Annotated in this window: 28 protein-coding genes and 1 pseudogene; 20 read left to right on the forward strand and 9 right to left on the reverse strand. The window is 44.0% G+C overall.

Annotated features, from left to right (window positions below):
* A pseudogene (locus MmiAt1_RS00005) lies at positions 1 to 120 on the forward strand (IS1595 family transposase); the annotation flags it as partial.
* 62 nt (positions 121 to 182) lie between these two features.
* On the opposite strand, the gene larAH6 reads toward MmiAt1_RS00005, so the two are convergent.
* On the reverse strand, positions 183 to 1,442 hold the full coding sequence (larAH6, locus tag MmiAt1_RS00010; RefSeq protein ID WP_318784864.1) for a nickel-dependent malate racemase, LarAH6 family: 1,260 nt from the start codon (positions 1,440 to 1,442) through the stop codon (positions 183 to 185).
* A 500-nt stretch (positions 1,443 to 1,942) separates the two neighbouring features.
* Here larAH6 and MmiAt1_RS00015 point away from each other — a divergent pair, with 500 nt between their 5' ends.
* The 5 genes from MmiAt1_RS00015 (at position 1,943) to scpB (ending at position 9,669) form a co-directional block, all read left to right on the forward strand.
* Complete coding sequence (locus MmiAt1_RS00015) at positions 1,943 to 2,428, forward strand: YqaA family protein (RefSeq protein ID WP_318784865.1); 486 nt, start codon at positions 1,943 to 1,945, stop codon at positions 2,426 to 2,428.
* Between the two features lie 210 nt (positions 2,429 to 2,638).
* The gene (locus tag MmiAt1_RS00020; protein WP_318784866.1) at positions 2,639 to 3,670 is read left to right on the forward strand and encodes a hypothetical protein; all 1,032 of its coding nucleotides are present in this window, start codon (positions 2,639 to 2,641) and stop codon (positions 3,668 to 3,670) included.
* 174 nt (positions 3,671 to 3,844) lie between these two features.
* Entirely contained in the window at positions 3,845 to 7,381 is a 3,537-nt protein-coding gene (smc, locus tag MmiAt1_RS00025) for a chromosome segregation protein SMC (RefSeq protein ID WP_318784867.1), read from the forward strand.
* Positions 7,378 to 8,445 carry a ScpA family protein gene (locus MmiAt1_RS00030; RefSeq protein ID WP_318784868.1) on the forward strand — a complete coding sequence of 356 codons (1,068 nt, stop codon included), beginning with the start codon at positions 7,378 to 7,380 and terminating at the stop codon, positions 8,443 to 8,445. The genes smc and MmiAt1_RS00030 overlap by 4 nt, the downstream gene beginning before the upstream one ends.
* 18 nt (positions 8,446 to 8,463) lie before the next feature.
* Positions 8,464 to 9,669 (forward strand): SMC-Scp complex subunit ScpB, encoded by a 1,206-nt coding sequence (scpB, locus tag MmiAt1_RS00035; RefSeq protein ID WP_318784869.1) that lies wholly within the window; start codon positions 8,464 to 8,466, stop codon positions 9,667 to 9,669.
* 31 nt (positions 9,670 to 9,700) lie between these two features.
* Here scpB and MmiAt1_RS00040 read toward each other — a convergent pair whose 3' ends face one another.
* A complete protein-coding gene (locus MmiAt1_RS00040) occupies positions 9,701 to 9,943 on the reverse strand; it encodes a hypothetical protein (protein ID WP_318784870.1) in 243 nt (80 codons plus the stop codon).
* Positions 9,944 to 10,129: 186 nt separating this feature from the next.
* Positions 10,130 to 10,261 (reverse strand): hypothetical protein, encoded by a 132-nt coding sequence (locus MmiAt1_RS00045; protein ID WP_318784871.1) that lies wholly within the window; start codon positions 10,259 to 10,261, stop codon positions 10,130 to 10,132.
* Between MmiAt1_RS00045 and MmiAt1_RS00050 the strand changes: the two genes are divergently transcribed.
* Entirely contained in the window at positions 10,262 to 10,486 is a 225-nt protein-coding gene (locus MmiAt1_RS00050; RefSeq protein ID WP_318784872.1) for a hypothetical protein, read from the forward strand. It begins immediately after the preceding gene.
* Between the two features lie 118 nt (positions 10,487 to 10,604).
* Here MmiAt1_RS00050 and MmiAt1_RS00055 read toward each other — a convergent pair whose 3' ends face one another.
* A complete protein-coding gene (locus tag MmiAt1_RS00055; RefSeq protein WP_318784873.1) occupies positions 10,605 to 11,987 on the reverse strand; it encodes an AIR synthase-related protein in 1,383 nt (460 codons plus the stop codon).
* A gap of 883 nt (positions 11,988 to 12,870) precedes the next feature.
* Here MmiAt1_RS00055 and MmiAt1_RS00060 point away from each other — a divergent pair.
* The 4 genes from MmiAt1_RS00060 (at position 12,871) to MmiAt1_RS00075 (ending at position 15,762) form a co-directional block, all read left to right on the forward strand.
* Complete coding sequence (locus MmiAt1_RS00060; protein ID WP_318784874.1) at positions 12,871 to 13,170, forward strand: FeoA family protein; 300 nt, start codon at positions 12,871 to 12,873, stop codon at positions 13,168 to 13,170.
* Position 13,171: 1 nt separating this feature from the next.
* A complete protein-coding gene (gene feoB, locus MmiAt1_RS00065; protein WP_318784875.1) occupies positions 13,172 to 15,187 on the forward strand; it encodes a ferrous iron transport protein B in 2,016 nt (671 codons plus the stop codon).
* 219 nt (positions 15,188 to 15,406) lie between these two features.
* Positions 15,407 to 15,538 carry a hypothetical protein gene (locus MmiAt1_RS00070; RefSeq protein WP_318784876.1) on the forward strand — a complete coding sequence of 44 codons (132 nt, stop codon included), beginning with the start codon at positions 15,407 to 15,409 and terminating at the stop codon, positions 15,536 to 15,538.
* 2 nt (positions 15,539 to 15,540) lie between these two features.
* The gene (locus MmiAt1_RS00075; protein ID WP_318784877.1) at positions 15,541 to 15,762 is read left to right on the forward strand and encodes a hypothetical protein; all 222 of its coding nucleotides are present in this window, start codon (positions 15,541 to 15,543) and stop codon (positions 15,760 to 15,762) included.
* A 506-nt stretch (positions 15,763 to 16,268) separates the two neighbouring features.
* On the opposite strand, the gene MmiAt1_RS00080 is transcribed toward MmiAt1_RS00075, so the two are convergent.
* The gene (locus MmiAt1_RS00080) at positions 16,269 to 16,625 is read right to left on the reverse strand and encodes a winged helix-turn-helix transcriptional regulator (RefSeq protein ID WP_318784878.1); all 357 of its coding nucleotides are present in this window, start codon (positions 16,623 to 16,625) and stop codon (positions 16,269 to 16,271) included.
* Positions 16,626 to 17,013: 388 nt separating this feature from the next.
* On the opposite strand from MmiAt1_RS00080, the gene hcp reads away from it, so the two are divergent.
* Complete coding sequence (hcp, locus tag MmiAt1_RS00085; RefSeq protein ID WP_318784879.1) at positions 17,014 to 18,669, forward strand: hydroxylamine reductase; 1,656 nt, start codon at positions 17,014 to 17,016, stop codon at positions 18,667 to 18,669.
* A gap of 362 nt (positions 18,670 to 19,031) precedes the next feature.
* Positions 19,032 to 19,367 (forward strand): CGGC domain-containing protein, encoded by a 336-nt coding sequence (locus MmiAt1_RS00090; RefSeq protein WP_318784880.1) that lies wholly within the window; start codon positions 19,032 to 19,034, stop codon positions 19,365 to 19,367.
* Positions 19,368 to 19,403: 36 nt separating this feature from the next.
* On the opposite strand, the gene MmiAt1_RS00095 is transcribed toward MmiAt1_RS00090, so the two are convergent.
* The 4 genes from MmiAt1_RS00095 to MmiAt1_RS00110 all read right to left on the reverse strand — a co-directional run bounded on the left by MmiAt1_RS00095 (position 19,404) and on the right by MmiAt1_RS00110 (position 22,039).
* Positions 19,404 to 20,150 (reverse strand): hypothetical protein, encoded by a 747-nt coding sequence (locus MmiAt1_RS00095; RefSeq protein ID WP_318784881.1) that lies wholly within the window; start codon positions 20,148 to 20,150, stop codon positions 19,404 to 19,406.
* Positions 20,151 to 20,166: 16 nt separating this feature from the next.
* On the reverse strand, positions 20,167 to 20,784 hold the full coding sequence (locus MmiAt1_RS00100) for a DNA-3-methyladenine glycosylase (RefSeq protein WP_318784882.1): 618 nt from the start codon (positions 20,782 to 20,784) through the stop codon (positions 20,167 to 20,169).
* Between the two features lie 234 nt (positions 20,785 to 21,018).
* A complete protein-coding gene (locus tag MmiAt1_RS00105; protein WP_318784883.1) occupies positions 21,019 to 21,603 on the reverse strand; it encodes a hypothetical protein in 585 nt (194 codons plus the stop codon).
* A gap of 145 nt (positions 21,604 to 21,748) precedes the next feature.
* Entirely contained in the window at positions 21,749 to 22,039 is a 291-nt protein-coding gene (locus MmiAt1_RS00110; RefSeq protein WP_318784884.1) for a hypothetical protein, read from the reverse strand.
* Positions 22,040 to 22,189: 150 nt separating this feature from the next.
* On the opposite strand from MmiAt1_RS00110, the gene MmiAt1_RS00115 reads away from it, so the two are divergent.
* The 7 genes from MmiAt1_RS00115 to psmA all read left to right on the forward strand — a co-directional run bounded on the left by MmiAt1_RS00115 (position 22,190) and on the right by psmA (position 26,724).
* Complete coding sequence (locus MmiAt1_RS00115) at positions 22,190 to 22,465, forward strand: hypothetical protein (RefSeq protein ID WP_318784885.1); 276 nt, start codon at positions 22,190 to 22,192, stop codon at positions 22,463 to 22,465.
* Between the two features lie 100 nt (positions 22,466 to 22,565).
* Positions 22,566 to 22,898 (forward strand): hypothetical protein, encoded by a 333-nt coding sequence (locus tag MmiAt1_RS00120; RefSeq protein WP_318784886.1) that lies wholly within the window; start codon positions 22,566 to 22,568, stop codon positions 22,896 to 22,898.
* A gap of 252 nt (positions 22,899 to 23,150) precedes the next feature.
* Entirely contained in the window at positions 23,151 to 23,741 is a 591-nt protein-coding gene (locus MmiAt1_RS00125) for a 50S ribosomal protein L15e (RefSeq protein WP_318784887.1), read from the forward strand.
* Positions 23,742 to 24,197 (forward strand): RNA-binding domain-containing protein, encoded by a 456-nt coding sequence (locus MmiAt1_RS00130; RefSeq protein WP_318784888.1) that lies wholly within the window; start codon positions 23,742 to 23,744, stop codon positions 24,195 to 24,197.
* On the forward strand, positions 24,184 to 25,188 hold the full coding sequence (locus MmiAt1_RS00135; protein ID WP_318784889.1) for an RNase P subunit p30 family protein: 1,005 nt from the start codon (positions 24,184 to 24,186) through the stop codon (positions 25,186 to 25,188). The genes MmiAt1_RS00130 and MmiAt1_RS00135 overlap by 14 nt, the downstream gene beginning before the upstream one ends.
* 232 nt (positions 25,189 to 25,420) lie before the next feature.
* Entirely contained in the window at positions 25,421 to 25,759 is a 339-nt protein-coding gene (locus MmiAt1_RS00140) for an Rpp14/Pop5 family protein (RefSeq protein ID WP_318784890.1), read from the forward strand.
* Between the two features lie 176 nt (positions 25,760 to 25,935).
* Entirely contained in the window at positions 25,936 to 26,724 is a 789-nt protein-coding gene (gene psmA, locus MmiAt1_RS00145) for an archaeal proteasome endopeptidase complex subunit alpha (protein ID WP_420891254.1), read from the forward strand.
* The last annotated feature ends 242 nt before the right edge of the window (positions 26,725 to 26,966 follow it).

Genomic DNA, 26,966 nt, shown 5'->3' on the forward strand with positions numbered 1-26,966 from the left:
AATAAAAAATATTTTTATCTTCATCTAAAGGAATGTGAATTTAGGTATAACTATAGGAATGAAGATTTATATCAAAAAATCTTAAAGATTGTAAGGAAAAATCCTCTGTTCTACTCGTGACCCATAAAATAAAATAAAAATAAAACTGAAAAAAAGAAATCAGAAGCCGGCCGTTCAAAAAATTAAGGCTTCATCACCGGAAGTGTTTGTCCGCCGTACGGAATCACATGGAATTTGGCATCCGGATTTTTTGCCAAAACTTCGGAAACGGCCTCTTCAACGGTTTTGCACGGGGTGAAGTAAGCTTCCTCGGCGGCTTCGTCGGAAAGGGACGAGACCAAATAAAGATTAAAACGGAGTGATGCGGCTGCGGTTGTCGCGGCTTTGTGGCCGCCGAATTCAAATTCCTTTTTGAATCGGGCAACAGCGTCTTCAGCAGTTCGGCATTCTTTGTTCCATCTGTCATAAACCGTGTTTCCGATGCCGTCGCGGCATTCCGAGACAACGATGATTGACCCGCCTTCCTTGACGGCCTGCGTTGCATTGTCAAGCGCTTTGTTGGCCTGGTACAAATTAATGTCTTTGGGATAGCCGCCGCAGGAAACAATCACGGCGTCGGCGGGTTTGACTTCGACTTTGTACATCTCGTCCACCACTTGAACCGCTTTGCGGTGCGCTTCAATAAAATTGCCGGAAAACGCCGCAGCAACATTTTTATGGCTGTCCAGAACAACATTTAAAATAAAATCCAAACCGATCATTTCAGCCGCCTCTTCCAGGTCTTTGCGGACAGGGCTGTCAACGCGGCCGGAAACGGCGTTTTTCTCAATCATCATTTTGTGATTGGCAATGACGGATTCTTTGGAGCTGACGCCGGGCAGAAGTGATTTGGCGCCGCCGCTGTAGCCGGCATAATAATGGAAACCGACTTCCCCGATTCCGATGATTAAATCATTTTTCGGGATGTCGCTGTAAATTTCAACCGGCGTTTTGCGGGACGTTTCGCCGAAAGAAGTCGTCGGATAAGAGCCGACTTCGTGCTGAACAAATTGAAAGCGTTTGTAAATGTCGGGGCCGAGCAGTTTTTGAATCTCGTCGTCCGTGTGCTTACGGTGCAGGCCGAGCGCGAAATAAAAAGTAACGTTTCCGTCGGGAACGCCGGCAGCCGCCAGCTCTTCCAAAACAAACGGAATTAAATAAGCCGATGGTGTCGGCCTTGTGATGTCGTTAATAATGACGGCAATTTTTTGATCGGGATTTGCCAGCGCGCTCAGGCGGGGCGTTCCGACCGGTTCCTGAAGCGCGGCCCTGACCGTTTCATCCGCGTCCGCAGCCGATTTCGACTCGCTTGCCGGAAGAACGATGCTTAGAAAAGCTGACTCGGGAAGCTCAAATGAAAGCTGACCGCTGCCGTAAGGGACAGATAGTTTTTTATTTGTCATTGAATTGTCACTTCTGATATGTATTGAATTCAAAAATCGGATATACATTTATATAATTTGTTATCCGCTTAATTGTTTAATGTAAATTGTTCACAATTTGTTCACGATTTCATGATTTGTTTGCAATGATGTTCACAATTTATGATTTGTTTGCAATAATGTTCACAATTTATGATTTGTTTGCAATAATGTTCACAATTTACGATTTGTTTGCAATAATGTTCACAATTTACGATTTGTTTGCAATAATGTTCACAATTTATGATTTGTTTGCAATAATGTTCACAATTTATGATTTGTTTGCAATGATGTTCACAATTTACGATTTGTTTGCAATAATGTTCACAATTTACGATTTGTTTGCAATATGTTTCCAATTTCATGATGTTACGATTTATCTGCAATTTGTTCACGGTTTGTTTACAGGTTGCTGCAATTTATTTTATTCAATTGTTCATTTTGCGTTTTGAGGGTGGGGTTTTTTCGAAAAGGAGAAAAAAATGTTTGAAACCATTTGGCCGATTATTCAGGACTTTTTGTTTAATTACGGCTATCTCAGTTTATTCCTCAGTGCGCTTTTAGCCGCTTCCCTGATTCCGCTCAGCCCTGAGCTGCTGATTGCCATGATGTGCCAGACACATAATTTTTGGAGCATCATTCTTGTTGCAACAGTCGGCAGTTATCTCGGATCCGTCACGACTTACGCTTTCGGATACTGGGGCGTTCAAAAAGTCTCGGATAAATTTGAAATCATCAACCCTGATAAATTCGAAAAAGGGCTCAAGCTGTTTGAAAAATACGGCGCCTGGATATTATTGTTCACATCCGTTCCTGTCATCGGGGATGCTTTTGTTTTTGTTGCCGGTGCGGTTCGCTACGATTTTAAAAAATTCAGCATTTTAACAATTATCGGAAAATTCATCCGCTTTGTTCTCGTTTTGGTGCTCTGCAACATGGGATATGACATCACATCAAGTTGGTTCTGAGAACATGAAACTGAGGCCATGGAATACAGTAAAATAATGGACTCGGAAGGCTTCATAAAAGTGCAAGAGGACACGTCAAAAAGAAAATGCAGGCTACAGAATCGGATGTAAGCTATATATATAATATAAACATAACAGTTTACATACAAACACCTATTTTATCACACATTAACGCCACAATAAGACAATTCAAAGAGATCGAGGGATTAGTTGACAGGAAAAATCAGATACAGCGGAACTGAAAAAATCGAAAAGAAAATCTACGACGAATTGGATGAAAAGATTGAAGAGCGCTTAAACGCGATTTCAGAAGAAACCCGCCGCTCTGTCATCGAAGAAATCCGCGAAGAACTTCAGCCCGAAACCGTCCCGTACGACCGCTTACGTTTAATCGAACAGCGCATCCATGAAATTTCAACAACGCAGGACGGTATCGTCCGTGAAATCGTTGACATCAAAACAACTTTGAACGCGCTTGCCGCCGAACTTGAAAGCATGAGACGCGGCGAACCCGTCAGACGCGAACCGTTTCGAGACGAAACGGTGAAAGCGGCCGCCGTCCCGGCTGCCGACCAAAGTGTTCAGAGTCTGTATGACACGCTGGCGGCAGAACAGCCGCTTCCGCCCGAGCGTTCGGCTTTGGCAGACCCCTCTCTTTCTTCTTACAATGCTTATTCGCAGACAGCGCCCGCGCAGGAAACGCGCCGCGCCGCGCAGCCGCCGGGATTCGGCGGACCGTCGGGACCGGCATCGCCGATTGCGCCCGCAGCTTTTAATTCCGGAAGAGCAGACGGCTGGGAGTACCAGGAATATGTGCCGGCCAAAAAGAACAATGCCGAGCCCGAGAAATTCGTTCCCGCCAAAACCATTCCGGCCCGAAATGATCCTTTTTACTTTGCGGATTCCGAAGAAGAAATTTTGGATGTTTCTCCGCTTCGGGAACCGGAGCCGAAACAGGAATACGCGTCTCCGTTTGAAAACATTCCGCTGACCATTCAAAAAATCAAGCCCGAAGAGCAGGAAATTCCGGACAGAAGCGAATACATCATCGGCAGCAACCAAAAACAGGGCCGTGCCGCCCCGGAAGAGGACAACAATGCCAACTGCGAATACATTATCGCAGAAAAAGATATCGGGAGCCGAAAATTCGGAAACCGCCGCGGCAGCAAGCCGACGTCGGAATTAAAAGAAAGAGTTGTTTCCAGCGACGAGGACGACACCGAAATCATTACTTACGAATGAAGTTACGAATGAAGTTATGAAGAAAACGAAATAAATGAAAACGAAATAAATGGAAAAAATGAATGGAATAAATAAATGGAAAAATGAATGAAAAAATGAATGAAAAAAAATTCTATCATCCTATTGAACGAAAGAGAGGCTGCTTTAAAACATCACCCGCGGGAGATAAAATAAGTGTTTATTAAAGAAATTGAATTTGTCAACTTTAAATCCTTCGGAAAGAAGGTAAAGATTCCTTTCTATGAAGGCTTTACGGCGATTTCGGGACCGAACGGCAGCGGAAAATCCAACATTATCGACGGGATTCTCTTTGCGCTCGGCCTTTCCGGCTCCAAAACAATGCGCGCCGACAAATTGACGGATTTAATTTTTAACGACGCCAAGTCCAAACAGCCCGATTTTGCGCAGGTGACGATTACTTTTGACAACACCGACCGAAAAGCGCCGGTCGAAGCCGACGAGTTTGAGATTTCCAGAAAAATCAAACAGACGAAGGACAATTATTACAGCTATTACTATTTTAACGGAAAAGCGGTCAGCTTAACCGAAGTTCATGAATTGCTCGGCAAGGCGGGCGTGACGCCTGAAGGCTATAATGTGGTGATGCAGGGCGACATTTCCCAGATTACGGCGAAAATGAGTCCGATTGAACGCCGAAAAATCATTGATGAAATCGCGGGCGTTTCCGAGTTTGACGAGAAGAAACAGAAATCGCTTGCAGAACTGGACATTGTCAAAGAGCAGATTGAGAAAATCGACATCATTATCGAAGAAGTCACCGCGCAGTTAGAGCGCCTGTCTTCAGAAAGAGAACACGCGCTGAAATACAGAACGCTTCGCGAGCAGAAGCAGAAGTATGAAGGTTATTTGATTTTATCCAAATTAAAAGATGCGAAAACAGAACTCGTCAATGTTGAAAACGAGATTCTGAAGTATGAGGCGCTGGAAGCGGAAAGTGAAGAGAAGATTAAGGAGCGCGAAGCCGAACAGGCGGAAGCGGAATCCGAATTGAACGCGCTGAACACGGAAATCCGTCAAAAAGGCGAAGACGAACAGATTCGGATTAAAAAAGAAATCGAAGAAATCAAAGGACAGATTTCGCGCGCCAGAGAAAGCATCGGCGTTTTAGAGCGTGAAGAAAGCGGTTTTGAATCCAAGCGCCGCGACCTTTTTGTGAAAATCGATTCCCGGAAGAAAGAAATCGAAGAGCATGAAAAAACGCTCGCGGACGAAAAAAGGAAGGAAGACGCTGTTTTAAAGGAACAGTCGGACAGGAACACCGAAAAAGTCATTTTGGCGTCCAAGATTGCCGAAATTGACAAGAAATTCGCCGAACAAACCTCCGTTTCCAACCGGAAGCGGGAGGAATTGGAGCAGCTTAAGAATGAAAAGAACCAGCTCATTCGGGACGAAGACCGCCTGACAGATGCGCTGCGCCGCAAAGCATCGGAAATCAAGGACATTGAAGACCAAATCACGGATGCCGAAGAAAATGCCAAAAATGCCGGCAGCGACACCAAAGTGGCGGAATACGAAATTTCAAAATTGGAAGAAGAAACCGACAAGCTCAAAAAAGACACGGACGATCTGGAGTCCGCGCACAAACGCTTTTCGGACGAAAAAAAGAAATTCGAAAACCAAATTTTGGAAAAAGAAAAAGAATTCGAAATTATTGAAGCGCGCGTCCGCGCAACCGAAGTCGGCAGCACTTATTCTCATGCCGTTGAAGAAATTATCAAGGCGTCCAAACGCGAAGATCTTTACGGCATCATCGGCGCCGTTGCGAATTTGGGACGCGCCGATCAGACTTACGCCAAGGCGCTTGAAATTGCCGCCGGCGCAAAGATGCAGGCAATCATTGTTGAAACGGATGCCGACGCCGAACATGCGATTAACTATCTCAAACGCAAAAATCTCGGGCGTGCGACATTCCTTCCGCTCAACAAAATGGAAAACCGCCGCGAACTGCAGGATTTGTCGGACAGAGTTCCCGGATTTGTCGGCTACGCGGTTGATTTGATTGATTACGATTATGAATATGAGCCGGCTTTCTGGTATGTTTTCCGCGACACCGTGATTGTCGACACGCTTGAAAATGCGCGCCGGTCACTCGGGCGGTACAGAATGGTGACGCTTGACGGCGATACGCTTGAGAAGAGCGGCGCCATGATCGGCGGTTCTGTTTCTCAGAAATCGCGTGTTTCATTCGCGGCGACCGAACGCGATCGTTTGGATACGCTCGGCAGCGAAATCCGTCAGATTTATGTCAAGCGTGAGGAAATGATTACGAAAACGACTGACCTGGAATCCAAAATCAATGCCGGCAGCAAAAGAATTGCGGCGATTTCAAATGAGATTTCCAAGATGGAAATGCGGATTGAAGAAATCAAAGACCGCGAAAACCGTCTTTCTGAGATTCTCGGCGCCAAGCAAAGCAGTTTGGACACCCTCGGCGAAGAGCGCGAGCAGCTTAAAAAGGAAATGAATGAGGTCATTGAACAGCGTTTAGCCAAAGAGGAAGTCCAAAAAGCGCTGGAAGCGGAAATTCAGGAAATTGAAGCCGAACTCAACAATCCCGAGCTGGAAGAATTCCGCAGAAAAGCGCAGCGCATTGACGATGAAATTCAGCGGTTGAAAGAGCGTCTCAGCGATATTAAATCGGATATGAACGCGGTCGAGCTTGCCAAGCAGCATGCCGAAAGCATCATTGAGGAAACGAAAACGGAACTGGAAGAGCTGGAAGAGAAGAAACGGACCGGAAAAGACAATATTGCCGCGCTTATGGCTGAAATTGCCGGACATGAAGGACGGCAGCGCCAAAATGAAGAGCGCGAACTTGAAATTACGAATGAATTAAAGGAACTCCGCGACAGGCGTGAAGCGCTGGAACAGAAGGCGGATGACGCGCGCAAGAAGTCGGAAAAGATTCGCTTTTCTTATGAGGAAGTCAGGCGCCACAAAGATGCGTGTTTCCTCACGAAGCAAACGCTTGAAAAGCAATTTGTCGATTTGTCCAATGAAGTCAAGGAGCGCGGTTTGGATGAAATCGCCGACGATGAGGAAATTCCGTCTTACCAGACTGTTTACATTACGATTGAATCTCTTGAAAAGGAGATGGAAGCGCTTGAGCCTGTCAATATGCGCGCGATTGACGAGTATGATGCCGTCAATGACCGCAAGGAAGAGCTTTCCGGGCGCCGCGACACGCTGTTTAATGAGCGGGAAGAGCTTCTCACCCGCATCGACCAGTATGAGAAGCTGAAGCGGGACACGTTTATGGAAGCTTACAACGGCATCAACGAGAATTTTACGCAGGTGTTTTTTGAACTTGCCGACGGCCACGGCGAGCTGATTCTGGAAAATCCGAATGATCCGTTTGCCGGCGGCATGACGCTTCACGCGCAGCCTAAGGGCAAGAATATTCTGCGTTTGGAAGCGATGTCGGGCGGTGAGAAAAGTTTGACCGCTCTTGCGTTTATTATTGCGATTCAGGGTTACAGGCCGGCGCCGTTTTATGTTTTTGACGAAGTCGACCAGAATTTGGACGGCTGGAACGTTGAGCGTGTCGCCGAGCGTGTTGAAAAGTCCGCGAGAGTCGCGCAGTTTATCGTTATTTCTTTGCGCAAGCCGATGCTTGAACAATCCGACAGGATCATCGGCGTGACGCAGCTTGAAGGAACCACCAGTATCACGGGGGTGAAGTCGGCATGAGTACTGAAATCGACTCAATTCTTATAAATGAAGACAGATTAGACTTATCCGATCATAAATCGGACGATATCATGAAAAACGAAAACGCGAAATCTTATTTTATTGATTCTTTGGGCGACAGTTTGGCCGAAAGCGGTATCAACGTCGACAGTCTTGACTTTTCGTCTTTCATCGGCAACGAACCGATTGAGATTTTGGTCGAGCTGGCCAAAAATGATAAAATAGATCCGTGGAACATTGATATTGTTCAGGTGACCGATACTTTCCTCAATAAAATCGAAGAGCTTCAGCAGATGGATCTCCGCATTTCGGGACGGACGCTTCTTTATTCCTGCGTTCTTCTGCGTATGAAATCAACGGGTCTGTTCCGCGAGGAAGAGGCGTTTGAAGAGGAATTCTTTGAAGACGAGGGTGATTATGAGGAAGAATTCGACATCAACGAATTCAATATGCCGCTTCTGCCGGTCCGAAGATCTGCCCGCCGTCCGGTGACGCTGAAGGAATTGATTGACGAGCTGAAGAAAGCGGAAAAGGATGTTGTCAAAAGACGGGAACACCTGAGAACGGAAAGCAACCGCCGCTACATTGATGTCGAGCTGACGACGGAAGATGTGATGAACATCGCGCACGACGAGGCGATTTTAAAGAGAACGGGAACGCTTATGGATTTGCTCCGTCAGTTCTTTAAAAAACAGGAATTTGTCACGCTGGACGAGATTTTCACGTTTGACGGCGCCGACAGAATTATGGATTACATTACGCTTTTGTTCTTGGCGGTCATGAAGGAAATCATGCTGTACCAAAAGGAAATTTACGGAACGCTTTATGTGTATCCGTTTGATGCTGTTTTTGAAGGCAGCGAAACGGCGGTCGAAGCCGAAGCTGAAACAAAAGCCGTTGCCAAATACGAAACAGCTGCTGAAATCGGAAAGGCTGCCGGAACCGGAATAGTCGCTAATTCTGAAAACGCCGCAAAAGCCGAAACGGCTGCTGAAATTGAAACGGCTGCTGAAATTGAAACGGCTTCCGGAATTGAATCGGCATCCGACATTCAAAAGAATTGAGTTTAATCTGATGGTATTATGACAGAGGAAAATACTGCAAAACAAATTATCGAAGCCGCTTTATTTGCTGCCGGCAGCACGGTGACGGCCGAGACTTTAATGAAAATTTCGGGTCTTTCCAAAAAGGAAATTACGCTGTTGGTCGCCGAACTTCAGGAGGGTTATAAGTCGCGCGGGTCGGGTATTGAAATTGCGGATTTGTCGGGGCGTTTTGTGATGCAGATTAAGCCGGAATATGCGGAAAAGGTCAAGGATGTGGCGCCTAAGGAGCTGACGACGCCGCAGTTAAAGACGCTTTCAATTATTGCTTATCATCAGCCGATTACAAAGGCGGAAGTCGCTGACATGCGCGGCGGCAATGCTTACGAACACATCAACGAGCTTCACGAGCGCGGTTTTATTGAACTGAAACCGCACGGGCGAACGAAGATGATAACGACGACGAAGCTGTTTGCGGAATATTTCGGAATCGCTTCGAATGATTCGGCGGATGTCCGGAATAAAATGGTTGAAATTTACCGCGCGCAGGGCGGTCAAAGCGACATTTCGAGTTTTTCTTCGAGGAAAAGGCTGGCGGTCACTGAAATGTATGAATCGGTGATGCGTATGTGCGGCATTACGAATTATAAGGTTGTCAATCCGTATCAGCCGGGCGAAAGTGATTTGCAGATTCTGGAAGAGACGGACATTTTGGTGATGGCCAAAGGTTACGCCGAAAAGCTCGGCGATTTAAATCCGCCTTACGGCGGCACGGTTTTGGAGATGTCTTCGACGACGTTCGGGGATTTGATCGAGGACATTCATTTGATTGAAAAAGAACTCGGCGAAAACTTCACGCGTTTCGGGAAGCAATCCAAGAAGGAAGAAAATCTCACGGATTTGAAAGAGCTTCAGGAAATTTACAGAAACAAAGCGCTGATGGTCAAATCAAAAGCAAGTCCGGCAACGGAAATGTCTGCCAAACTTTTGGGTGAACTCGGCATCGGTCTTTCTGTTGACGGTATTGTTGTGTCTCCCGATTACGGCAAGTCAAGCGGCGGCAAGAAGGTCAAAAAAGGCGAAGTCGTCTTCCCGACGCATAAAAATCAGTCCGGCAATTTAATCAAGCGCGTCTGCGAAAAGTATGACGCAGTTATCGGCGGCCTCAGGGAAATTGATAAGGCTGAGCGGGATGCCGGCAAGAAAGAAAAGACGGCCAAAAAGGACGCGGTTTCAGAAGAATAATTTTCTCAATTATTCATCGCTTTTTTAATTTTTATTTCATTTTTCTTTTTTTCTTGTTCGTTTTTCTTGTTTGTTTTTCTTGTTTGTTTTTCTTGTTTGTTTTTCTTGTTTGTTTTTCTTGTTTGTTTTTCTTGTTTGTTTTTCTTGTTTGTTTTTCTTGTTTGTTTTTCTTGTTTGTTTTTCTTGTTTGTTTTTCTTCTTTGTTTGTTTTTCCTTTTTTGCTTTTCTTGTTTTGTTTATTAAAAACGAAACATCGTTTTTGATAACTTTTCAAACCCGAACCCCCTCTTCCATGAAATAAAGAAATAGAAAACGGGGTTCGTTTTTCTTTAATTTTTGAAGAAAACGATGTTTCGGTTTGTAATTAAATGAAATGAAAACCCGTGAACCGCCCCTCCAATCTGAATTTTGTGAGCGCAGCAAGCATTAGGAAGATTGGAGATGGACCAAATGATTTCAATTAAAACAAAAAACCGTCTTTTTTGCAGCGCACTGCTTCATCTGTGTATGCTGCCGCTGTTTTATTTGTGTGTGCTGCTGCTTTATCTATGTGTACTGCCGCTGCTGTCTGCACAGAGAGATGCGTTTCCATGTGCATCATCTCATTCTTATCACATCCGCTCGCTACGCGAGCGTGGGCACAGATTACCTTACTGTTTCCGTTTGCACAGCTACCTTACTGTTTCCGTTTGCTGCCGCTACCTTATTGTTTGCGTTTGCACAGATTACCTTGCCGATTCCGTCAATACAGTTGCCGATTTGCCGGCCTGTCAGCTGCCGCCGCCGCTTTGCCGCGCGCGAACGGCACAATTTTTAAAACAAATTCAAAACTATCCTATCCCGCGATTTCGAATCGTATTCAAAATCATCCTATCTCACGATTTCGAATCCTATTCAAAACCGTCCCTCGATTTTGAATCAAATTCAAAAAACGGTCATTTTCGGCTTTTGATTCTTTTTACAATCCGCTCTTTCTTTTTAATCGCCGCATCGGCCGCCGTGTCGATTCCTTTTTTCATTTCTTCAAAATCGGGGGGCGTCTTTTCGCCGATGACTTTTTTCAGCGGCGTATAGGCGGCTTCCCGGAACAGCGGCTTGAATTCTTTTTCGCCGTTGTCTGAAATCAGCGCGGTGTCGAATTTGCCGTTCTGCTTTTCTTCAATGCGGCCGACAATGTACATTTTTACGCCTGTTTTTTCGACTTCTTGAATGACTTTTTCCGCGGTCTTTGGGGGGCAAATCACAAGCAGGGAATCAATTGAGACGCCGCGGAAATCAATTCCGAGTTTTTCAAACATTTCCAGGACGGTCGGCTCAACGCAGCGAATCAGCGCGCTGTCCTCAAAAACAAGGCGAACGTTTGCTTCTTTCGAAATTTCATACGCGTCGCCGCGGACGCCGCCGTTTGTCACGTCGGTCATGACATGGATTTTTGTGTGAAGCTTGTCTTTTGAATCCAAAAGCGCCTGCGCCGCGATTAAAAAATCAATGTTTAATGTTTTGTCAACGACTTCGGCGGCTTTTTCGTAGCCGGAATAAACGGCGGCCGTCGTCACCGTGCCGCCGCCGGTTCCTTCCGTCATTAAGATAAGATCGCCGGGAACGGCCCGATTCCGAGCGGTCAAGCCTTCGGCCTCAACCGTTCCGACAGCGCCGACGCAGCCCGTCATCCGCTCGCCGATGACCATGTCGCCGCCGATTCGAAGCGTGCTTCCGGTCACGAGCGGAATTCCCGAGAGGTCGGAAACGGCGGAAATGCCCGCCAGATGATCAAAAATCATTGCCGCGTCACCGTCGTCGGCGACATGAATGTCCGAAAGCATGGCGGACGGTTTTGCGCCCATCACGTAAATGTCCCGAAGCGCGGCTTTTGCAACATGAAAGCCGGCCAAAAACGGAAACGCGCTGAGACGGGAATGCATGCCGTCAACCGTGACGACCAGGTAATCAGATTTTCCGGAAATTTCGACAACGCCCGAATCATCCGAATTTGAAGAATCCAAAACCGCCGACGTCTTTCCGATCACCTGGCCGATCTTTTTGTGAACATAAAAATCCCCGGCGCCGCGCGAACCGACGCCGAACGCGCCCATTGAGGCGCCGCTTTTTTGATATTCAAAAACATCGCCGGCCGCAGAAAGGGCGGCCTGTGCTTCCCGAATCACCGCCGCGGCAAAAGCGTCGGCTTCCGGTTCGGAAATATCTTTTAATTCCGTTAATTTTTCCGTTAATTTTTCCTTGACTTTTTCCTTGCCTTTTTGCTGCGCCGCCGGCTCATTTTCCGACAGCAGCCGCATTGCGTATCCTTCTAAATCCATAATTATTTCAGAAGGCGGTTTTAATATTAAATTCCTGCCTTAAAGAAAACGGAGTCATTTCTGTCAAATCCGGTTGTTTTCGAATACATTTTGGTTGTGTGAATATTCTTATAAACGGATTCAATATGCTGTTTTTTAAGTGTGAAATGAATTTAGAAGTGCCGAAATAAATTCGTTTTTTCATTCAACAGATTTATATACTTTAATGTTTGATTAAGATTTGTTTTCGTCTAACCGAAATATTTTGAATAAACGAAAAATGATAAGATCAGTTCAAAAATTATTGCCTCTCTGAAAACCCTCTCTTCATGTCATTAATTTTTACCTTATTTCTTGATCCGTTTCGTTTTTTGTTTATTTGGCTTATTTCAACCCTTGGCAGAGATTGCAGGAAACTGTGATTTTTTCCAAAAAAAGTATGTGAGAAAACGAATGACACCACGTGTCTCATTCAATCATTTCAAAAACAAAAACGTATAATCCACCCCAAAAACTTGAAAGCAGATAACTCCGAAAAAAAGAAAACCGGCTTGTTTGACAGGCCGGTTTCTTTTCTTCAATACAATGTTTTCATTTTCATTCATTTCATTATTATTTCATTGATTCTCAACTGAGCAGCAGTTCGATGAATTGCGGTGAATTTCAATGGGTAATGCAGTGAACTTCATCAAAATGCAGTGAACTTCATCAAAATGCAGTGAACTTCATCAAAATGCAGTGAACTTCAACGAATCACAGCAAGTTTCATGAAGTGCAATGAATTGGCATTCGGATTTAAAGTAAATCTTTGTTTTTTATGAAACCGCAGTCAGAACAGAACGGATTGCGCAAAACGATTGGCATAAATGACAGAATAATACAGCAATAAACATTAGTGATTGGCATGGCAGAAACATTAAACAATGTGAAGCCGGGATGTTCCTGTAAGGTTGTGAACATCGGCGGCAACAATATTTTGAAAAATCGCCTTTTATGCATGGGCGTCACACCGGGGACTGAAATCGATGTCGTTAAAATCGCACCGCTCGGTGATCCGGTCGAATTGAAAATTAGAAACTATACGCTTTCAATCCGCAAAAAAGAAGCGGCCGGCATCTTTGTAGAAGATGTTCGGGAAATGAAAGACGCGGACGGAAAAAACAAGAACGGCAATGCCAAAAAATCCTCTCGAGGTGCTTTCTGAAATGGCGGATCTTGCAAAATACACCATTGCGCTTGCCGGCAACCCTAACTGCGGCAAAACAACGCTTTTCAACCGCCTGACAGGCTCCAATCAAAAAGTCGGCAACTGGCCCGGCGTCACGATTGAGAAAAAAGTCGGTTCTTACACAAAAATAAAACCCGGTACAAGCGGTAAAAACGACGGCGACAAAGAAACCGTCAAAGAAACCGTCAATGTCGTTGACTTGCCCGGCATCTATTCTTTAACCCCTTATTCCGCGGAAGAAATTATCGCCCGCAATTATATCGTGGATGAAAACCCCGATTTGGTCATCAACATCGTTGATGCCACCAACCTGGAGCGCAATCTCTATCTGACATTCCAGCTCAAAAAACTGGGCTGCCCGATGATTGTCGCGCTGAACATGATGGACGAAGTTGAACAGAACGGCACAGTCATTGATTTTGAAAAAATGTCCGAACTGCTCGGTGTTCCGATCATTCCGATTTCCGCGATTGAAGGAAAAAGCTTCTCCTCCAAAGTCGCGAAATTAATGGGATACAAATCATCCAAAGTCGCCGAAGGCGGCGTAGAACGTTTAATCGCAAAAGCCAACGATATTTTGGATCACAGCTACAAATATTTCGGAGACAACCCGCAGGAAATTCCCGCTTCCGAAAACAAAGAAGTCCTTTCCGAAGAGTCGTTCGAAAAGAAAAAATTCGATCCCGCGCTTCTGAAAAATGCCGACAATATTGATTATGACGAACATTCCGCCGAGATTTACGGTGAAATCGAAAAAATCGTATCGGCAACGGTTCGCGAAGGAGAAAAGCAAGTTCAGCAGGATCGAACTTCGAAAATCGACGGCATTTTGACAAACAAATGGCTTGGCATCCCGATTTTCTTAGTCCTGATGTTTATCGTATTTCAACTTTCATTTACAGTCGGCGGTATTTTTACCGATTGGATTGATGTTTTCTTCAATGAAACGCTGGCCGAATTTGTCGAAGAGTGGTTTACCGAAGCCGGAACAGCCGACTGGATGATCGACCTCGTGGTCAACGGTATCATTGCCGGTGTCGGCGGTGTTTTGACATTCGTTCCGCAGATTTTCATTCTCTTCATGTTCCTCACGCTTATGGAAGACACCGGTTATATGTCCCGTGTCGCTTTCCTGCTTGACCGCATCTTTAAATACATCGGCCTTTCCGGAAAAAGCTTCATTCCGCTGATTCTCGGATTCGGCTGCTCCGTTCCCGCCGTTATGGCGGCCCGAACGCTGGATAATGAAATGGACCGCAAAACAACCATTTTCATCACACCGTTCATGTCATGCGGCGCACGCCTGCCGATTTATGCTTTGTTTGTCGGTGTGTTCTTTTCCAACCATTACGGGCTCACCATGCTGTTCCTGTATCTGCTCGGCATTCTCGTTGCCATCGGCTCTGCCTGGCTCCTGAAGAAAACGATCTTCAAAGGTCCGTCCTCTCCGTTCATTATGGAATTGCCGCCGTACCGTCTTCCCGATTTGTACACCTATCTCAAACACATTTGGGAAAAGACACGCGGATTTATCATCCGGGCCGGTACAATCATCTTCCTGGCATCCGTTTTGATTTGGTTCCTGCAGGGCTATGACTTTTCGTTCAGCGCTGTTGAAGATTCGGCAGACAGTATCTTGGGTGTTGTCGGAACGGTCATTGCGCCGATCTTTGAGCCGCTCGGATTCGGTGACTGGCGCGCTGCAATGTCTCTCTTTACAGGTTTCATTGCCAAAGAAGCGGTCGTCTCGACGATTGAAATCTTATACACGCCCGAAGACTTTGAAATGCTCTTTACGCCGGTTATTGCGCTGGCTTTCATGGTGTTCACATTGCTTTACCTGCCCTGTTTGGCAGCATTCGCAACGATTAAGCGTGAACTCAACAGCTGGAAATTGGCCATCCTCGCAGCCGTTTATCAGACAGCGATTGCCTATGTCGCAGCATTTGTCGTCTACCGTGTCGGTCTGCTGGTTGTTCAGTATTTGATGTGACGGATGAAAGATGAATTAAAAAATAATCATTCAAAGGCTCAAACAATTCCAAAGTTCAAGCCATTCAAAATCAAAAACAAAAATATCAAAAAAAATCAAAAATAAAATCGAAACAAAAAACTCAGCCGGGTTTCCGGGAAAGCTTCCTCCAAATAAGCGGGAAGCTTTCCGGTTCCGCCGGCATTCGATAAACATTCAAATAAATTCAGGAGATTCAAAATGACAGGCATTCATTTCAGCAGCGCCGGGTTTGGCATTCATTTAACGGATATGCGCTTTGAAGGTATTCATGTCGGCGGTATTCATTTAAATGAAATTGTCACGCTTTTTGAAAGCGAATCGGGGGCATGAAAATGGCAGAAATTGCATCTTTGCTTCCGCAGTTATTGGTTTATGCTTTACTTCTCTTTGCGGCGTATCTTTTATTCCGCCAAATTCGAAAGCTTCTGCGCGGCGAAACCGGGTGCACCGGCTGTTCTTCCGGCGGCGGCTGTTCTAAATCAAGCGGCAGCTGCTGCGGCGGAACGGAGCACCCCAAAGACGAGCTCAAAACAGTGGAAATTAAGAAAAAATGAAACGTTAAACAAAAATGAAACGTTAAACAGAAATAAGAAAACAATTGGGAATAAAAATTAAACGGGAATGAAAAACAGAAATGAAAACGATAATCTAAACGATTGTTTTAACAGGCCTTCACATGCCACCCGTTCGGCTTGTTAAAACAACACGATTGCCGGCTTTGAGGTTCCGACGTCGCCAATCCGAGGACCTGAAACATAGCCGAGCAACTTTAATTCGGAAGGAATTGCCTGCAAATCAGCGACCACCTCTTGCTGCCGCAGCGATTTCTTCCGATTTTCTTTCTATTCTATTTTTATAATCTATTCTAATCTGTTTTTATAATCTGTTTTTCTTTATCTCTTATCCTGCTTTCGGTTTTTCGCTCCGTTTCCGCTATTCAATAAAACCGCGATCGGATTTTTTTCAATTTCAAAAACTTATGCTGTACGCGCGCGGGTGAGCCGCGCAAACAAAAAGGCAGCAGGCAAACAAACAGGCAAACAAGCAAACCGATAGAATATCAATTGCCGCATTCAATGCAAAGTGTCCGGCGGCAGGTTTCGTTGTCAACGATCCATTTGTTGCCCCAGTCTTTGAGTGCCTGGACAATTTCGACAAGTTCTTTTCCGCTTTCCGTGAGCGAATATTCGCATTTGACGGGGAAAACCGATGAGTCAACCGTTTTTTGAATCAAGCCTTCCTGTTCCATTTCTTTCAGGCGCGTTGACAATGTTTTGGGCGTGATGTCGTTGAGCTGTCCTTTCAATTCGTTGAACCTTTTGCCGCAGACATTTCCTTTGTAAAGCTCATGAAGAATGCAAAGCGTCCATTTTTTGCCGACGAGATCCGTTATTTTATAAATTGTACAATCCTTCATAGTATCCGATATGAAACTTCTTACTATTTAAATGAATATCTTCATAATATCTGGTATCGAAAGGATACCGTCCATCCATTCAATTGCGGACAAATCCTTGAGACAATTCTTGAAACAATTCTTGAGACAATTCTTGAAACAATTCTTGAGATCATTCTTGAAACAATTCTTGAGACAATTCTTGAGACAATTCTTGAGACAATTCTTGAGATCATTCTTGAGACAATTCTTGAGATAATTCTTGAAACAATTCTTGAGAATCTTTGAAATGTAAAATACAAAATATATTTGTGCGGACTTATTCGTGCGAACTTATTAATATGCAGATATTAATATAAAAACGGAAAACGGAATTAAAACGAAAACATCAATTCCGGAGGAATTTTCAATGTTCTGCTATCAATGTGAAGAAACAATGAACGGCACAGGCTGTACAATGAACGGCATGTGCGGTAAAAAAGGTGAAGTCGCTGTCCTTCAGGACAGATTAATTTATGCGCTGAAAGGATATGCCTTCTGCAACAGCCGCGGCCGCCAAAAAGGGTGTAATGATCCCGATTTCGGCCCGTTTGTCATGGAAGCTTTATTTTCAACACTGACCAATGTCAATTTCGACGGCGCGTATTTTGAAACCAAAATTCAGGAAACGCTTGACCGCCGCGATGTTGTCCGAAATGCGGTTCACGACGGCGCGCCGCCCGGCCCGCAAGCGCCGAATGTCGCGACCATTACTTATGACGAATTAATGGCAAAAACAGCGGATGAAATCGGTGTTTTGTCAATCGGCGACATTGACACACGCTCGCTTCGGGAAACTTTAATCTACGGTTTGAAAGGCATTTCCGCTTACGGAATGCACGCGCACATTCTCGGCTCCGAAAGTGAAGATGTCTATCAGTTCATTGAAAAAGCGCTTGTCTCAACGATTGACGCGTCCCCGCTCGGAAATCCCGACAAAGACGGCATGATTGCGCTTTTAATGGAATGTGGAAGCATCGGCGTTAAAATTATGTCCATGCTGGATGCGGCCAACACCGGCGCTTACGGCAGCCCTGTCCCGACTCAAGTGTCAACCGGTGTCGGTAAAAATCCCGGCATTTTGATCAGCGGACACGATTTGAAAGACTTGGAAATGCTTTTGGAACAAACAAAAAGATCCGGCGTTGACGTTTACACGCACGGTGAAATGCTTCCGGCGCACGGATATCCGTCTTTCCAAAAATATGACAACTTCGTCGGCAATTACGGCAATTCCTGGTGGCACCAGAAATCGGAATTTGAAAAATTCAACGGCCCGATTTTAATGACGACAAATTGTCTTGTGCCCCCGAAAGAAACCTATGCCGGCAGACTGTTCACGACAAATATGGTCGGCTACGCAGATGACAAAGCACAATTAAAACACATTCCCGCCAATGCCGAAGGCAGCAAGGATTTCTCTGAAATTATTGAGCTGGCCAAGAAATGCCCGCCGCCCGAAGAGCTTGAAAACGGAACGGTGATGACCGGCTTTGCGCACGCTGCAGTGCTTTCCGTTGCCGACAAAGTGGTTGAAGCGGTGAAAGCCGGCGATATCAAAAAGTTTGTTGTGATGGCCGGCTGCGACGGACGCCGAAAAGAGCGCGAATACTACACCGAATTTGCCGAAGCGCTTCCGCACGACACGGTTATTTTGACGGCCGGATGCGCGAAGTACAGATACAACAAATTGGACTTAGGCGACATCGGCGGCATTCCGCGCGTTTTGGATGCCGGACAGTGCAACGACTGCTACTCGCTTGTCGTGATTGCTCTTGAGCTCGCCAAAGCGTTCGGCGTTGAAACCGTCAACGATTTGCCGCTTGTCTTCAACATCGCCTGGTACGAGCAGAAAGCAACGCTTGTCTTCTTATCGCTTCTCTCGCTCGGCGTTCAAAACATCGTGATCGGCCCGACACTTCCGGCCTGCATCTCCCCCGATGTTCTGGATGTTTTGGTCAAGACATTTAATGTCAGCAAAAACACTGATGTCGAATCCGACATGAAGAGATTAATTACACTCTGATTGATCGTCTCTGATTGATCGTCTCTGATTTCGGATTTGATTCATCATATCCTCAAAAACGAATCAATGAATCCAAAAACGAACTAAAATCAAAAACGGAAAAACAGGAACTTCAAAAACGAGTCTTGTATGAAATAAAATATTAAAAACGAAAGACACAACCATGTAACAAACGGGTGCCCAAATAATGCGGCATCCGTTTATTTCTTATATTTTCCATCTTTTTCATATTCTTCATTATTCTATTGATTCTCTGTATCATTCTCTGTATCATTCTCTGTATCATTCTCTGTATGTATCATTCTTTGTATCGTTCTGTATCAATTCCGAATCTTTTGAATTCGTTAATTTACGGTGAAAAAATGCCTTCTCAAAAAATTGCAATTATCCGCTGCAACATTGTTTCCGAAACCTGTCCCGGGTTTGCCTGTATGAATTCTTTTAACAACAAAACCGCTTATTTCAAAGATTACGATGAAACCGACACCCTGATTGCCGTATTTACCTGCGGCGGCTGCAGCGGAAGACGCGTGACCCGTTTATGCGAATCCGTCAAAAAACACGGGGCGACTGCCGTTCACCTCGCTTCCTGCATGTGCAAAGGAAAAGACGGCGAATATTTGTGCCCGCACATCGATTTAATCAAAAAAAGGATTTCGGCTGCCGGACTTGAAATTGTTGAGCGGACGCATCACTGATTTTCGGCATCCTCCATTTCCGCAATTTTGCCGCATTTATGGTTTTTTGAAAGAACAGGGGAGCCCGACAACATATTTCCCGCAAATTGTCGAACCATTATAGATTGCGGCATTTTTCAATGTTGTTTCGTGACATTTATATCTGTCAAATTTTTCCGCAGTCAATGCTCCTGAAAAACAATGTTTGACACAAATACCGCAGCTTCCTTTTCTTTTGTAAAGGCAGTATTCTTCTTCGGGTTGGCTGTCTGCTTCTATCGGCAAATCTGTTATGATGCTGTAATATCTTCCGCAGCAGCCGTTTTCTGTAATCAGCATTTGGTTGATACCGAATGTGCCGTGTCCGGCAGCTTTAGCGATATGGCGATGGGACCATCGGCTTTTTAAAACATCATCACTGAACGAACTCGCATTTGCCGGAACCGCCGCCCTGTAACCTGTGTCGCTGATGATTCGGACAAGATGATCGTTGAGTTCATTGGATAACTTATATGTTTCCTGATAGGCTTTTGCCCAGCATTCGGAAGCGAATCCGTCTCCAAGATTGCTTGCGGCAACTTCGGGGATGAAAGGCAGGTAATATGTAAGAATAACCGTCGGCTTCTCCAAAAAGTCCTCCGGCATGTAATGATTTTCCATAACAATTGTTTTGAGGTTTCGGATTTCGGGATGAAATGCGTCGGCATATCGAATCATCGGTGTTTGCCAAATATTTGAAATACCGTTCCGGCGGCAGTAATTTTCGATAAACTTTTCTGCTTCTTCTTGAATTATTTCTTTCATTCACCATTCGCCTTCTTTATTTCTTTTCGTTCTTTCCTTTTTGAGCTCTTTGCTGCTGTTTTTTTGCCGCTGTCTGTTTCGAATTAATTTTCACCGTTTTCTTCGGTTTAATTTCGCTCGGCGCCGTAAACCGCCACTCGATATTTCTGTAATGATCATCGGCGTAATCAATACCGATTCTTTTTCCGGTGACGTATTCGGGTTTCGTTCCATCGTCTTCTATCCAGATTTCTTCGGATGTCGTCAAATCATCATCATTCAGTTCTTTTGTGATCTGCATCGCTTTTGTCAGCCGGCCGGGTCCGTAATTCCCTTCAAGACCGCGCAGAAGCGCTGCCTGCGGCTGCCCGTCTTTTCCCGTGACCGCGTTAATCAAATGGTGGACGCCGTAACAAAGATAGACATAAGTGCGTCCGGGCGGTCCGTAAAGAACGACCGTTCGGTTCGTTTTGCCGGCTTTCGCGTGACAGCCTGTGTCTTCTTCGCCGCGGTAAGCTTCCGTTTCGGTAATCCGAAGCCGCAGTATTTCACCCGTCGGCAGGCGGCGCACAAGGATTTTTCCGATCAAATCAGGGGCCACTTCCAAAACGTCGCGGGCGTAAAAATCAAGGGTTAATCTTTTCGATTTTGTCATAATGAATCAAAAATAGTTTGTTTGTTTTTCCGTTTTTTAATCTGTTCAATTGAATCTGCTTTTAACAAATTTCGTTTTAGCGTTTTTCACTTTTAGCATTTTCACTTTTAGCATTTTCACTTTTAGCGGATTCTGTTTGAATTCCGCTTTTTATTTGAACTTTGTTTTTATTCCGTTTTTAATAAATCCGTTTTTAATAAATTCGTTTTAATGATACTTCATATCATCAGCAAATCATTCATTTTGTTTTTTCTTCATTTCATTTTCCATATCCACGATTTTCTGATGAGCGTTTTCGATTTTTTGTTTTTTCTCTTCTTTTTCGTCGACTTCATCGGAATTGTCCGGTCTGTAATCGGGTCGGTTCCGATTTTTAAATTCGTCGGGCCCGAGTTCTTTGAACTGTTCGTATTTGCGTTCCAGGACGCGGCCGAAACAGGAAAGCGAATCGCATCTGTTGAAATACCGCGCGGCGATTAATTCATAGACTTGGCGCTCTTCCTTTTCAGTTCCGACAATAATGTAAACGGACGGATAAGTCGCGTCGGCCATTCTGAATTGGCCGAATATTTCAAACCCTTCGTACTTTTTAATAAACTCGTCCCGATAAAGGATTTCATACGGAAGGCCGAACTTTTCCATGTAGTCGGCAACTTCTTTCTTTAATCCTTTTGCATCATGTGTGAGCCGATACAGCGGACATTCGATTTTTGAAGGCGTTAAACTTCTTTTAAAAAACAGGGAAATTTTATTTTCGGGGAGGCTGTCTATGTCAAATATAAAAACAAGCTTCTCCGATTTTTCCGGAGGTTCTGTCATTTTTTAATCATACCTTTATAATAACATTGATAATCTGAATTGATTTTCTATGTATGGCTTTCCCACCGTTTAACCTTTTTGATTCATTCATCGTTTCATCAAGAATTCATAAAAACATTAAAAATTCATAATATTCGTTAACAAATCATTCATCAAAAATAACTTTTAAAACCCGGAAATCGCCGTCATGAATGTTTTCGATTCCGATTTCTTCAATCATTTTCTCAAACTTTTCATCAAACGGAATCGGATTTCCTTTAAAGAACAGAAGCGCTGTTTCTTCGTTGATTTTCAATTCTTTGAGAATATCGCCGGCGGTTTTGAGTTTTGAGATGTCGATCTCTTTGTTTGTTTTGATGCCGTTTTGATCGAGTTCGACATTTATTCTGTCTGTTTTGTTTATTTCGTTATTTTCGTTTATTTTATTTTCAGTCATAAAATCAATATTAATCACCTGCCTGTATTTAAAAAATCGTTTTTTAAAAATTTCAGCAGAGTTATATTTGATCTGTTTATTCTTGTTTTTATGACATTTCAGATGTATAAACAGCTTTGTTTCCACGCAGCAATCAGCGGGTTCAGCTATTTGTTTATCGTTTTAACATCTGTTTTCGTCGGATTTATCGGTGCTTCCGTTATCATGGCATCTTCTTTCGGGTTGCTTCAGATTGCTTATCTGTTCGGGCAGGAAAATAATATTTGGTTTATTCTGCTGGATAATATTTCATCAATCTGTTCGCTGGCATTATATTTCCTGTTTCAGCTCAGCGGGATTAATCTTATGTATAAAGATATTGTATACAACACACGGACAATTGTTCATTACATTAATCGGTGGGAAAATCATGAAAAGCAGAATTGATTTTGAACAAAATTATCCTTTGGAAACGGATTTCTTGTCGAAAACGAATCCTTTGCCGAATAAAAATCATTTATTTAAAATTCTTCTAAAGAGTTTTTTTATGGTTTTGATTTATTTTGTTTCCGTTTTTTATATCTGTTTCATTATTTCGGGAACAATCGCGTTTATCGCTGTTGCTTTGTTTGATATTGCAAATCCCGATCTGTTTGTTCAGGCTCTCAGCATCTTCATATTGTCGGCGCTCGGCGGCATAGACTTTTATCGCTCGTTCAAAGGTAAATGGTCGTTGGTTTCATTTATTCTTTCAATTCCGATCATGGCCGGAATGCTTTTAAAAGCGATTTTAAGCGGAAAAAACAAAATCCAATTTGATGTCAAACCGCCTCAATTCAATCGTTTGATTCGGGAAATTTCTAAAATCAGAATTCAATAATCTAAATCCAATAAATCAAAATTCAATTCTTGTATTCGTTATCGAATTCTTAAATTTCGATTATGATTCCGATTATGATTCCGATTATTTTTTCTTTTTTCTTTTTTCTTTTTTCGCTTCTTTCTTTTAAAAACCTTTAAATGCAATGAACGGATATGTCGCATGTTTCATTTCGGGATCCGTCCCGTTGGAATGTGGCCGCAGGAAAAGTGCGGCTGAACCGTGAAACTATAAAATTTTGGTGAAACACAAATGGTAAAATCTTACTATGGATACGTCAGGGACGCCTGGAAAAAGCCGGACGAAACCTACGTGGACGAACTCAGATGGGAACGTCTCCAGACTTGGAGAAAAGAAGGTTCTGTTACAAGAATCGAAAGACCGACAAGAATCGACCGTGCCAGATCACTCGGCTACAAAGCCAAGCAAGGCATCGTTGTCGCACGTGTCAAAGTCAGACGCGGCGGTCTCAGAAAGTCCAGATACATCCGCGGAAGACGTACACACAACATGGGTATGAATAAAATTACTGCCGGCAAAAGCATCCAGAGAATCTGTGAAGAACGTGCCGGACGCAAATATCCGAACATGGAAGTCCTCAACTCTTACTGGGTTGCTCAGGACGGTAAATTCAAGTGGTACGAAGTTATTCTCGTCGACCCCAACCACCCCGTTATTCAGAGCGACAAACGCCTGAACTGGATCTGCAAACCCGCAAACCGCGGAAGAGCCCAGCGCGGTCTGACCAGCGCCGGCAAGAAAGGCAGAGGTTTGATGGTCCGCGGAAACGGTTCTGAAAAGAACAGACCGAGCCTTCGCGCACACATGAACAGAGGAAAGTGATTGATTCATCATATCAATTTTCGCGTCATTGCGCACGCGACAGAAGATTTGTCCGGAGTTGATTCAACTCTGGACTTTTTTTTGGCACCCTGCCTGTCTCCGAAAGATCAGCTTTGTGATCTGAAAGAAACAATCGAGACCGAAGGGCACTTCAATAATCCGATTACCATTCAAACCGCCGTTCTCAAGAAGAAAAGCGTTTGTTCTAAATTCGTTCAGTTTTTCAAAGAAAACATCAGCGACGAAGACTTGGAAACACTTCGCGAACAAATGCCCGAACGCTTGGACGACGACCTGAACTTTTACATGCGTTTTTCAAAACAGGCGGCAGCCGCAGGCAAACTTAAACTGACCGAATCATCCGACGCGATTTTTGTCCGCGTCAAAATTGAAACCTATCCGAAATCATGGGAAAAAGCAGGCCCCATCGTGGAGGAATTGTTTGGCAGCAAATAACAAAAATGCAGCAGATGCGGCAACCAATAATGAAAATACGGCGGACATTTTTGATTCCGGAAAGTCAGAATCTCAGGCAAAACGCCGGTTTGATTTTGTTTCCGCCGGTTTTATCGAAGATCTTTGTTCACGGGCGGCCGAAGGGCTTGATTCCGAAGATTTTTTTTCATTTACGGAAGAAATCAATTCATTTTTCAAAAGGTTCGGTTTAACAGATATTATTATTTTCAAAAAAATCGGCAAAACAGGCAAAACGGAACGAACAGATAAAACGGAAAGAACGGATAAAACAGGACGAACGGATAAAACAGAAAGAACAGAATCCGGTTTTAATGATGTCTGTGAAATGCTTTTGAACAATACCGGAAACAGCGGCATCCGTTATTACCGCGGCGCTGAAATTGAAGCCGACAATGAAAATACGCTTTATTCTTTAATCCGAAAAGAAAGGCCGAACGCTGACATTATTGCCGTCCGCTCTTCCGATGAAAAAGTGATTCGCGCCGCAGCGGAATCTCTTGAAGCGGATTTAATCATTCCCGTATCGTATTCGCATTCGGCGGGACGATCCCAAAACGGAAACGGATCTAACGCATCCGGTCTGCATGTCAGCGCCGGCCCGATCAATCATATTGTTGCAAAAATTGCGAAAGACAAAAAAACCGTTTTTGCATTTGATTTATATCCGTTTTTGCAGACGAAAGGCTACCGCCGAAGCAAATTGTTTTCGGACTGCATGGAAATGATTCCGATTCTTCGAAAATACCGCGTTCCGGTTTTATTGTTCAGCGGCGCCGGTTCGTTTTATGACTTCCGCGGGCCGTATGAGTCCGAAGCTTTCGGAGCGCTGCTCGGTCTGTCACGGGATGAAACCGTTTCTGCCGTTTCGGAATATTTTGCGGAAATCATTGAGCGCCGGCAAAAACAAAAATCCGGGAAGCTTTTAATGACGGGCGTTGAAATTGTTGAAGACGCGGATATTGATGCTTAATTCTTTCGAATGTATGTCCGTTGTATATCAGTCGTATATCGGTCGTATGTCGGTCGTATATCGATATATTTATAAGCTTCAAATTCTATCTCATTCTATAACTTATATTGTTATGATTATTATGAAAAACAAAATTCGGCTGTTTTCAGCAGTTTGTTTCGATTTTGAACAAAACGATTAAATCCCCTTATGTTCCTTTTATCTGTATTATTTCTAAATCAGGTGTATTCATTTGGAACCGCTCTTACCGTCACTTCGAAAACGAAAAAGATACATTGCTGTTGAAATCATCAGTGATTTTCCTGTTCAAAGAAACGCTTTTATTTCCGCCGTTTCTCAGGCGGGCTGCGCTGTTCTGGGCGATGTCGGATTTGCGGTTTGCGGCATTTCTGTTCTCGGTTTTGAGAATAATGTCGGAATCGTCAGATGCCGGCACACTTCCGTTTCACAGGCGATTGGCGTTTTGGCGTTCATGACAATGATTGACGGACAAAAAGTGATTGTTCGAACGGCCGGTGTTTCCGGAACCGTAAAAGGCGCGCAGACAAAGTTTCTGCAGAAAGGAAATTAATCAATCATCGGCAGACCGAATCAAAACTGAATCAATAAACTTAAATTCAACTTATTAATCCTACTTAATATATTTTAAATTTAAATTAAATCAATTTAAAATTAAATCATTTTAAAAATTAAAAACAAATTAAAAACTAAAAACAAGAATAAATTAAAAACAGGAGACTTAAAATTATGAAAGATATGGCCCCTCAAATGTACGACCGCGCAAGTACAGTTTTCAGTCCGGACGGCCGCCTCTATCAGGTGGAATACGCCAGAGAAGCTGTCAAAAGAGGAACAACGGCAGTCGGCATTAAAGTCAACGAAGGCGTCGTTTTATTGGTGGACAAGCGTGTTTCCAGCCGCTTGATTGAAGCCAATTCTATTGAGAAAATCTTCCAGATTGACGATCACATCGGCGCTGCCACTTCCGGCCTTGTCGCCGACGCGCGCGCACTCATCGACCGCGCCCGCGTGGAAGCGCAGATCAACCGCGTTTCTTATGACGAACCGATTGGTGTTGAAGTGATTTCCAAGAAAATCTGCGACCACAAGCAGACGTTTACGCAATACGGCGGCACACGCCCGTACGGAACATCTCTTTTGATTGCCGGCGTTGAAGACAACACGCCCAGACTTTTTGAAACAGACCCGAGCGGCGCGCTTTTGGAATACAAAGCAACGGCCATCGGATCCGGCAGAGCGCCCGTCATTGAAGTTTTCGAATCCGATTACAAAGAAGATATGTCTTTGGACGATGCGATTTTGCTCGGCGTCGAAGCGCTTTACAAAGCCGCAGACGGCAAATTCAAACCCGAAACGCTTGAGGTCGGAATCATCACCGTTGCCGAAAAAGATTTCAAGAAATTGACAACCGACGACGTCAAAGTTTTCGCTGACAAGATTTATGAGAAATATCCGAAAACAGAAGAAGACAGCGCTGCCGAAGACGGCGCAAAAGAGACAGATCTCGATATTTAATCGGGATTTTCTTTTTCATTTTTTCTATTTTCATTTTTTTATTTTCATTTTTTTCTAATTTTTCTTTCAAATTCATTTTTCATTGACTTTTTTATTTTTCATTTTCATCTTCCTATTATTCATTTTTTCAATTTTCTTTTTCATTTTTTTCTATTTTCATTTTTTCATTTCTTTTTTTTCTTTATTTTTCTTTATTTTTCTTTATTTTTATTCTATTTTCATTTCTTCTTCAAAAACAAACA

It is taken from the genome of Methanimicrococcus hacksteinii (assembly GCF_032714515.1).
GTDB lineage: Archaea > Halobacteriota > Methanosarcinia > Methanosarcinales > Methanosarcinaceae > Methanimicrococcus > Methanimicrococcus hacksteinii.